The 9735-nt window shown below is 65.7% G+C and carries 8 protein-coding genes; 4 read left to right on the forward strand and 4 right to left on the reverse strand.

The annotated features are described in order from the left end of the window. Nucleotides 1-600 (reverse strand): bestrophin family protein (locus PHX69_RS12550; protein WP_288044075.1); only part of this gene is annotated, 600 nt, incomplete at its 3' end. Nucleotides 601-684: 84 nt separating this feature from the next. Beyond that, nucleotides 685-1254: an HNH endonuclease gene (locus PHX69_RS12555; protein WP_119012047.1), complete on the reverse strand. Its 570-nt coding sequence runs from the start codon at nt 1252-1254 to the stop codon at nt 685-687. A gap of 181 nt (nt 1255-1435) precedes the next feature. Between PHX69_RS12555 and PHX69_RS12560 the strand changes: the two genes are divergently transcribed. From PHX69_RS12560 to PHX69_RS12575, 4 genes are all read left to right on the forward strand, one after another. Then, entirely contained in the window at nt 1436-2470 is a 1035-nt protein-coding gene (locus PHX69_RS12560; RefSeq protein ID WP_288044077.1) for a bifunctional riboflavin kinase/FAD synthetase, read from the forward strand. A gap of 108 nt (nt 2471-2578) precedes the next feature. Continuing rightward, nucleotides 2579-5446 (forward strand): isoleucine--tRNA ligase, encoded by a 2868-nt coding sequence (gene ileS / locus PHX69_RS12565; RefSeq protein ID WP_288044079.1) that lies wholly within the window; start codon nt 2579-2581, stop codon nt 5444-5446. Continuing rightward, complete coding sequence (gene lspA, locus PHX69_RS12570) at nt 5447-5950, forward strand: signal peptidase II (protein WP_288044081.1); 504 nt, start codon at nt 5447-5449, stop codon at nt 5948-5950. A gap of 96 nt (nt 5951-6046) precedes the next feature. Beyond that, nucleotides 6047-7699 carry a Na/Pi cotransporter family protein gene (locus tag PHX69_RS12575; protein WP_288044083.1) on the forward strand — a complete coding sequence of 551 codons (1653 nt, stop codon included), beginning with the start codon at nt 6047-6049 and terminating at the stop codon, nt 7697-7699. A gap of 17 nt (nt 7700-7716) precedes the next feature. Here the strand turns inward: PHX69_RS12575 and PHX69_RS12580 are convergent, their stop codons facing one another. Both PHX69_RS12580 and PHX69_RS12585 read right to left on the reverse strand, forming a co-directional pair. Beyond that, nucleotides 7717-8565, reverse strand: coding sequence for an NUDIX hydrolase (locus PHX69_RS12580; RefSeq protein WP_502958528.1), 849 nt, complete (start codon nt 8563-8565; stop codon nt 7717-7719). 5 nt (nt 8566-8570) lie between these two features. Beyond that, the gene (locus PHX69_RS12585) at nt 8571-9554 is read right to left on the reverse strand and encodes a quinone oxidoreductase family protein (RefSeq protein WP_119011971.1); all 984 of its coding nucleotides are present in this window, start codon (nt 9552-9554) and stop codon (nt 8571-8573) included. Nucleotides 9555-9735: the final 181 nt, after the last annotated feature.

A 9735-nucleotide genomic window follows, 5' to 3' on the forward strand; every position in this document is an offset into this window, starting at 1 on the left:
GGCCGACAGCGTCTGGTCGATGGGCACGGCCAGGCTGGGGGCGATGTGGCCTTGGCGCACGCACTCGCCCAGGTCGCGGCCCATGGCCAGCATCAGCGCGTCGGCAGGGCTGCGGACGCTGCGGATGCGGGCAAATTCCTCTGCCGTCGTCCAGCGCTCCAGGGTGCCATCGTCCTTCTGGCCGCGCAGTTGCAGGCGCAGCGCGTGGGCAAAGGCAATGCAGCGGTGCACCATGCGTACGCGCACGTCGCTGTCGCGCGCCAGCGGGTCGATGGGCTGGGGCAGCTGGATCAGGCTTTGGCACTGGCGCGAGAGGCTGCGCATGCGCAGCACCAGCTCGCCCCAGAGCTTGCGCGCCTCCCAGTAGCGGTCGTAGGCGGTGGTGTTGCGAAACCCCAGAAAAATCGCCAGCGGCAAACCAATCAGCGTGAACGGGATGGCCGTGAGCGTGATCTTCACGGTGAACAGGTTGCCATGCGCCAGCGTGACCAGCGTGGCCAGCAAGGTGTTGAGCAGCAAGGTCAGGCGGATGCGCTGCAACACAGACCCCCGCAGCACCAGAAACAAGCGCAGCCCCGAGGGGCGATCACGAACAATCATGCGGAGAACACCGATGGCATTTAAGGGTAAACCCTGATTTGACCACAGCCCCGACCCCACCGAAAGGCCCAGGCCCAGGGTTTTTTAGCAGTCCAGCGCATCCAGCAAGCGCGAAGATTTGGGCACATGGGCCATCAGGAACTCCATCTGGTCGGTCAGGATGCGGCGGTTGCGCAAGATGAAGTCCTCCCACAGGCTGGGCACGTAAGGCGCGTAAAGCAGCGGCATGTGCGCCTGCTCGGGGGTGCGCGGGCCTTTGCGGTGGTTGCAAGGGCGGCAGGCGGTGACGACGTTCATCCAGTGGTCGGCGCCTTTTTGTGCCAGCGGCACGATGTGCTCGCGCGTGAGGCTGTACTCGTCAAAATGCCCGCCGCAGTACGCGCAGATGCAGCGGTCGCGGGCAAACAATTTGCTGTTGGCCAGCGCGGGCTGGATGTCAAAAGGGTTGATGCCCGGCACGCCCCGGGTGCCGATGATGCTGTGGACGGTAATGACCGACTGCAGCCCGGTGATGGCGTTGTGCCCGCCGTGGAACACCGCCACCTCGCTGCCTGCCACCCAGCGCACATCGCCCGCAGCGCTGTGGATGACCGCCTGCTCCAGCGATATCCATGACTGGGGCACACCCTGTGCCGAAAGCTTCAAGACCTTCACCACTGACCTCCTGGAACAACGCTGCACACAAGGAAGGAACGCCACGCGGACTGTCTGGACAGCCCACGCAGGCGACAGGCGCACTGCATGGGCTGCGTCACAATATACGCTTTTTTCAAGTCAAATCGGCCTCTGGCGCTTGATGGCTGTGCGCCATGCGCTATTAAAAAGATAACAACCCATGAAGATTTTTCGCGGCTTCCACCACCCCGGCATTGCCAGCGCCTGCGCCGTGACGATTGGCAATTTCGACGGTGTTCACCGGGGCCACCAGGCCATGCTGGCGCTCTTGCAAAACGAAGCCAGCCACCGCAGTGTGGACAGCTGCGTGCTGACCTTCGAGCCCCACCCGCGCGACTACTTTGCCGCCGCGCTGAACAAGCCCGATCTGGCCCCCGCGCGCATCGGCACCCTGCGCGACAAGCTCACCGAGCTGGAGCGCTGCGGTGTGCGCCAGACCGTGGTGCTGCCCTTTGGCGCACGCCTGGCCGCGCAGTCGCCCCAGGCCTTCATCGACGAAGTGCTGGTGCAGGGCCTGGGCGCGCGCTACGTGCTGGTGGGCGATGACTTCCGCTTTGGCCGCCAGCGCGCGGGCGACTACGCCATGCTGGACGCTGCCGGACAGGCCCACGGCTTTGACGTGGCGCGCATGAACAGCTACGAAGTGCATGGCCTGCGCGTCTCCAGTTCTGCCGTGCGCGATGCCCTGGGCAGCGGGCGCATGCAGGACGCAGCGCAGTTGCTGGGGAGGCCCTACACCATCTCTGGCCACGTGGTGCATGGGCGCAAACTGGGGCGCGCCCTGGGCGAGCGCAGCGCCGGGGCCCACGACGGCTTTCGCACCCTGAACCTGCGCTTTGCCCACTGGAAGCCTGCGGCCAGCGGCATTTTTGCCGTGCGTGTACACGGCCTGGACGAACAAGCGCTGGAAGGCGTGGCCAACCTGGGCATCCGCCCCTCGCTCGATCCCAACGATGCCAACGGTGGCCGCGTGCTGCTGGAAACCCACTGCCTGGACTGGCCCGCACACCTGGGCGCCGAAGGGGCCTACGGTAAAATCATCCGCGTGGAACTGCTGCACAAACTGCACGACGAGCTGAAATACGACAGCCTCGACGCCCTCACCGCCGGTATCGCCCGCGACTGCGCCGATGCGCGTGCGTGGTTCGCCGCCCACGCCGAAACCCGCCGCCAGACCACGCGCGACCGAATTTGACGCGTTGGCGCCGCCCGCCGCCAACATCCTCCCACCCCCTCACGGCCCGCCGGGCGCTTTGGCGTCTGGCGCCCAGCCTGCCCCCGCACTCCCCCCGAAGCATTCGCCATGTCCGACACGCAAAACACCAGCCCCGCCGCTGCCGACTACCGCAGCACCCTGAACCTGCCCGACACCCCCTTCCCCATGCGCGGCGATCTGCCCAAGCGTGAGCCCGGCTGGGTCAAGGAATGGAACGACACCGGTCTGTACAAACGCCTGCGCTCGGCCCGCCAGGGCGCGCCCAAGTTCATCCTGCACGACGGCCCGCCCTACGCCAACGGCCAGATCCACATGGGCCACGCCGTCAACAAAATCCTGAAGGACATGATCGTCAAGGCGCGCCAGCTGGAGGGCTTTGACGCGCTGTACGTGCCCGGCTGGGACTGCCACGGCCTGCCCATCGAAAACGCCATTGAAAAGAAACATGGCCGCAACCTCAGCCGCGACGACATGCAGGCCAAAAGCCGTGCCTACGCCACCGAACAAATCGCGCAGCAAATGGCCGACTTTCAACGCCTGGGCGTGCTGGGCGAATGGGACAACCCCTACAAAACCATGAATTTCGCCAACGAGGCGGGCGAAATCCGCGCCTTCAAGCGCGTCATCGAGCGCGGCTTTGTCTACCGTGGCCTGAAACCCGTCTATTGGTGCTTTGACTGCGGCAGCTCGCTGGCCGAGTTTGAAATCGAGTACCAGGACAAGCAAAGCCAGACGCTGGACGTGGCCTTCAAAGCCCACGACAAAGCGCAGCTGGCCGCCGCCTTTGGCCTGCCCGCGCTGGGCAAAGACGCCTTTGCCGTCATCTGGACGACCACCGCCTGGACGATTCCCGCCAACCAGGCGCTCAACCTCAACCCCGAGCTGCCCTACGCGCTGGTCGATACCGAACGCGGCCTGTTCATCGTCGCCGCCACGCTGGTCGAGTCCTGCATGAAGCGCTGGGGCATGGACAGCTTTACGGTGCTGGCCACCGTGGCCGGTGAAAAGCTGGGTGGCCTGGAGTTCCAGCACCCGCTGTACGACGTGGCCAGCGAGGATGGCAGCTACGGCTACCAGCGCTTGTCGCCCGTGTACTTGGCCGACTACGCCACCGCCAGCGATGGCACCGGCATCGTGCATTCGGCGCCCGCCTACGGGGTGGACGACTTCAACTCCTGCGTAGCGCACGGCATGAAGTACGACGACATCCTGAATCCGGTGCAGGGCAACGGCTGCTACGCCCCCGACTTTGCGCTGTTTGGCGGCCAGCACATCTGGAAAGCCTGCCCGGTCATCATCGAGACACTGCGCACGGCCAACCGCCTGATGGCCACCGAGACCATCACCCACAGCTACCCGCACTGCTGGCGCCATAAAACGCCGGTGATTTACCGCGCTGCCGCCCAGTGGTTCATCCGCATGGACGAGGGCGAGGGCGTGTTCACCACCGACAAAGCCCCCGAGACACTGCGCCAGACCGCCCTCAAGGCGATTGAGCACACCGGCTTTTACCCTGAAAACGGCAAGGCCCGCCTGAAAGACATGATTGCCAACCGGCCCGACTGGTGCATCTCGCGCCAGCGCAGTTGGGGCGTGCCCATCCCGTTCTTTTTGCACAAAGACTCGGGCGAACTGCACCCGCGCACCATGGAAATCCTGGACCAGGCCGCCAACATCGTCGAGCAAGGCGGCATCGAGGCCTGGAGCCGCGTCAGCGTCGAAGACATTCTGGGCGCGCAAGATGCCCCGCACTACACCAAGAGCACCGACATCCTGGAAGTGTGGTTCGACTCTGGCTCCACCTTCAGCCATGTGCTGCGCGGCACGCACCCCGGCGTACACCACGACAGCGGCCCCGAGGCCGACCTCTACCTCGAAGGCCACGACCAGCACCGGGGCTGGTTCCACAGCTCGCTCTTGCTGGCATCGGCGCTGGAAGGCCGCGCGCCCTACCGCGGCCTGCTGACGCACGGCTTCACGGTGGACAGCCAGGGCCGCAAGATGAGCAAGTCGCTGGGCAACGGCATTGACCCGCAAGACATCAACAAAAAGCTGGGCGCGGAAATCATCCGCCTGTGGGTGGCCGCCTCTGACTACTCGGGCGACATCGCTGGCGACGACAAAATCCTGGCCCGCGTGGTCGATGCCTACCGCCGCATCCGCAACACGCTGCGCTTTTTGCTCGCCAACGTCAGCGACTTTGACCCGGCCCAGGACGCCGTGCCGTTCGACCAGCTGCTGGAAATCGACCGCTACGCCCTGACGCGCGCCGCGCAGCTGCAAGACGACATCCTGGCGCACTACAAGGTGTATGAGTTCCACCCCGTGGTCGCCAAGCTGCAGCTGTACTGCTCGGAAGACCTGGGCGGCTTCTACCTCGATGTGCTCAAAGACCGCCTCTACACCACCGCGCCCAAGAGCCTGGCGCGGCGCAGCGCCCAGACCGCACTGCACCAGATCACGCACGCCATGCTGCGCTGGATGGCGCCGTTCCTGAGCTTCACCGCCGAAGAAGCGTGGAAGATTTTTGGTGGCTCCGAATCCATCTTTGTCGAGAAATTCCAGTCCCTGGGCCAGCCCGACGATGGCCTGCTGGCCAAGTGGGAGCGCATCCGCGCCATCCGCGATGTGGTCAACAAAGACATCGAGGCGCTGCGGGCGGCCGGCCAGGTGGGCGCCTCGCTGCAAGCCAACGTGGTGCTGACCGTACCGCCCGAAGACTACGCGCTGCTGTCCAGCCTGGGCGATGACCTGAAGTTCGTGTTCATCGTATCCACTATCAATTTAGTAGCTGGTAGCGCCCTGCACACGGGCGTTACAGCCAGTTCGGATGCCAAATGCGAGCGCTGCTGGCACTACCGCGATGACGTGGGCCAAGATGCCGCCCACCCCACCATCTGTGGCCGCTGCACCAGCAACCTGCACGGCAGCGGCGAAGCACGGACGCACGCGTAAATGGCCCGCAGCACGTTCTCTGGCAGCACGGGCGCCAGCATCTGGCCCTGGCTGGGCTGGGCGCTGGTGATCCTGGTCGCTGACCAGCTCACCAAAACGCTGATCCTGGGCGCCTACCAGCTGGGCGATGCCACGCCCATCACCAGTTTTTTCAACATCGTGCGGGCGCACAACACGGGAGCAGCGTTCTCGTTTCTGTCCGACGCCGGGGGCTGGCAGCGCTGGTTGTTCACCGGCTTTGGCGTGGCAGCGGCGCTGTTCATCCTGTGGCAACTGCGCCAGCACCCGGAGCAAAAGCTGTTTGCCTTTGCACTGGCCAGCATCCTGGGCGGCGCCGTGGGCAACGTGATTGACCGCATGGTGCACGGCTACGTGGTGGATTTTCTGGACTTTTACTGGGGCCGCTCGCACTTTCCGGCCTTCAACGTGGCCGATGCGGCCATCACGGTGGGCGCCGCCTGCCTGATCCTGGACGAGCTGCTGCGCGTGCGCAACGCCCGCTAAAAGCCCGCGCTGGCCGCAATAGCGCACTGCCCAGTGCGCTATTGCCTGCCGGTGCCACCGCCAGGGGGCTGGGCCGCTATAGTGCCCGGCTCACCCATGAAGCATCTTCTCAATCTTTTGGCCGCAGTGGCACTGCTGGTCTGGGGCACCCAACTGGTGCGCACCGGCATCTTGCGCGTGTTTGGTGCCAGCCTGCGCCAGATCATTGCGCGCAGCGTGCGCACCCCCGTGACGGCAGCGCTCTCGGGCGTGGGCGTCACGGCGGTGGTGCAGTCGAGCACGGCCACGGCGCTGATCGTGTCCTCTTTTGTCGGCCAGGGCCTGATCGCGCTGCCTGCGGCGCTGGCCGTGATGCTGGGCGCAGACGTGGGCTCCAGCGTGATGGCAGTGGTGTTTTCGCTGGATTTGTCGTGGCTGTCGCCGCTGTGCATTTTTGTCGGCGTGGTGCTGTACGTGCCGCGCCCCGACACCACCGTGGGCCGCATGGGGCGCGTGTTCATCGGGCTGGGCCTGATGCTGCTGGCACTGCGTCTGATCACCGAGGCCACCACGGTGCTCACCCAGTCCGACACCGTGCGCGCGCTGCTGGGCGCCCTGGCCAGCGATCTGGCCATGGAGCTGACCATGGGCGCGCTGCTGGCGCTGGTGTCGTACTCCAGCCTGGCTACGGTGCTGCTCACGGCCACGCTGGTGGGCTCGGGGGGCATCCCCGTCACTGTGGCGCTGGGCTTGGTGCTGGGCGCCAACCTGGGCAGCGGCCTGCTGGCCGTGCTGACCACACTGCGCGCCAACGTGGCCACGCGCCAGGTGCCACTGGGCAACCTGATGTTCAAGATCACTGGCGTGGCGCTGATGGCCCCGTTGGCGGCGCCCTGGCTGCAATACATGCGCCCTTACGTGGCCAGCGATGCCACGTTGGTGGTGCTGTTTCACCTGGCCTTCAACTGCACCATGGCCGTGGTGTGCATCGGCCTGACCAAACCAGTAGCGCGGCTGGTGGCGCACCTGCTGCCCGCTGAAGAAGCCAGCGCCACCGACACCCGGCCACACCACCTGGACGCCTCGGCGCTGGCCACGCCCTCGCTGGCCATTTCGTGCGCCGCCCGCGAGGCGCTGCACCAGGCCGACGTGGTAGAGACGATGTTGCAGGGCATCCACACCGTGTTGCGCACCGACGACCTCAAGCTCTCGCAAGAGCTGCGCCGCCTGGACGACCAGGTGGACGGCCTGTACTCGGCCATCAAGTACTACATGACCAAAATCCCGCGCGAGGCGCTGGACGAGCACGAGGGCCGGCGCTGGGCCGACATCATCGGCTTCACCATCAACATGGAGCAGGTGGCCGACACCATCGAGCGCATCCTGATCGACATTGAGGACAAAAAGATCAAGAAGGGCTTGCAGTTCTCTGAAGCGGGCATGGAAGAAATCAACGACCTGCACGCGCGCCTGCTGGACAACCTGCGCCTGGCCATGAGCGTGTTCCTGAACGGCAGCGTGCGCGATGCGCAGAAGCTGCTTGAAGAAAAAGCCCGCTTTCGCGATCTGGAACATGCGTATTCGGCCACCCACCTGGCGCGCTTGTCAGACAACTCGGTGCCCAGCATCGAGACCAGCTCGCTGCACATTGACCTGATCAGCGAGCTCAAACGCATCAACTCGCTGCTGTGCTCGGTGGCCTACCCGATTCTGGAATCGGCCGGTGCGCTGGCGCCCAACCGGCTGCGGGCGATGGCCGACCAGGCTTGAGAAGCACCGCCCGCCAATCACAGGCCCAGAAACCCCGCAATCACCAGACCGGCTTCCAGCGTGAACAGGCCCTGGGCGACCTGCGCACGCACATCGGCCAACGGTAGCAGCGCGAACTCGTCCACCTCGCCGTCCTGGTTCACGGGCGCCATGCCCTCGGGCACCACGGCGCTGAACCAGTCGATGCGTTCGACCATGTAGCCCGCGCCGCCGCCCTCGCTGCTGGGGCGGCTGAACAGCACATGGCCGCCGTGCGCTACATCGGCCAGGGCGCCCACGTGCAGCCCGGCCTCTTCCCAGGTCTCGCGCGCCAGGGCCTGGGGCAACGAGTCGGTAGCCGAGACCATGCCGCCCATCAGCGTGTCCCACAGGCCCGGGTCGTTGGGCTTGTTCAGCGACCGCTTTTGCACCCACATGCGACCGTCGGGCGCCAGGCCCACCAAATGCACGGCGCAGGTGGTGATGCCCAGCACGCGCACGGCGCCGCGCTCCACGGTGCCCACCACGTCGCCCTGGAGGTTGGTCACCGCCAGTTGCTCGTTGCGCCAGGGGCCGCACAGGTTTGCGTCGCGCAACGCTGCTGCCAGGGTGTTCAAGGCATCGGTGATGGCGCCGGGTGTGGCCTCGGAAAGCGCTTCGGGCGCCAGTTCCAGGCTCCACACAGGCACACCAGAATGCTCTCTATTTGATAGCTGGTAGCGCTTATCCCATAAGCTCTGGAGGCTGATTTGGCTTAAAACCCCCGCTGCCACCGACCCCACCACCTGCCCTGCCACCCGCAGCGCCTGGCGTGGCTGGCGGGCGGGCTGGTGCGCCCGTTGCCGCGCGCCCACCAGCCACTGGTTGAACGACAGACTTGGTTGCAACGCCGTCACAGCGTGAGCAGCGTCGAACCGGTGGTTTTGCGCGCTTCCAGGTCGCGGTGGGCTTGTTGCACATCGGCCAGCGGGTAGCGCTGCGCGATGTGGATCTGCACCTGGCCGCTGGCCACCACGGCAAACAGCTCATCGGCCATGGCCTGCGTGGACTCGCGCGTGGTGATGTGGGTAAACAGCGTCTGGCGCGTGACGTAGAGCGAGCCTTTGGCGCCCAGCGATCCCGGCGCAAACGGCGGCACCGGGCCGGAGGCATTGCCAAAGCTGGCCATCAGGCCAAACGGGCGCAGGCATTCCAGCGACTTGTCCCAGGTGTCTTTGCCCACCGAGTCGTACACCACCTTCACGCCCTGGCCGCCGGTAATGTCTTTCACGCGCGCGGCAAAGTCTTCGGTTTGGTAGTTGATGGCGTGGGCCGCACCATTGGCCAGCGCCAACTGGCATTTGGCATCGGTGCCTGCGGTGGCGATGAGCTGCAAGCCCAGCGCGCGCGCCCACTGGCAGGCAATCAGCCCCACGCCCCCGGCGGCGGCATGGAACAGCACAAAGTCGCCCGGTTGCAGGCCCTGCACGGGCAGCGTTTTTTTCAGCAGGTACTGGGCCGTGAGGCCCTTGAGCATCATGGCCGCGCCAGTCTCGAAGCTGATGGCGTCGGGCAGCTTGCACACGCACTTGGCAGGCATCACGCGCACTTCGCAGTAGGCGCCGGGCGGGTTGCTGGCGTAGGCGGCGCGGTCGCCCACCTGCAAGTGCGTGACGCCCTCGCCCACGGCCTCGATCACACCGGCACCTTCCATGCCGATGGTGGCGGGCATGGTGAGCGGGTACAGGCCGGTGCGGTGGTACACGTCGATGAAGTTCAGCCCGATGGCGTGGTGGCGGATGCGCACTTCGCCGGGGCCAGGCGCGCCCACGGTGACATCGACGAGCTGGAGTTCTTCGGGGCCGCCATGCTGGCGGATTTGTACGGCAAGGCTCATGGGTGGGTTTCTCCTGCGGTGGGTGGACGAACACAATGGGCCAGCATCCTGCCACGGATCTGCACGCCCTGCCGACGCAGCGCAAGGGCAATCGCTACAGTGGCGCCATGACACAAAAAATGACAATTGGCACCGCCGCGCTGCTGGTAACCGCACCGCTGATGTGGGCGGGCAATGCCGT

The organism is Simplicispira sp., from assembly GCF_028687295.1.
GTDB classification, from domain to species: domain Bacteria; phylum Pseudomonadota; class Gammaproteobacteria; order Burkholderiales; family Burkholderiaceae_C; genus Simplicispira; species Simplicispira metamorpha.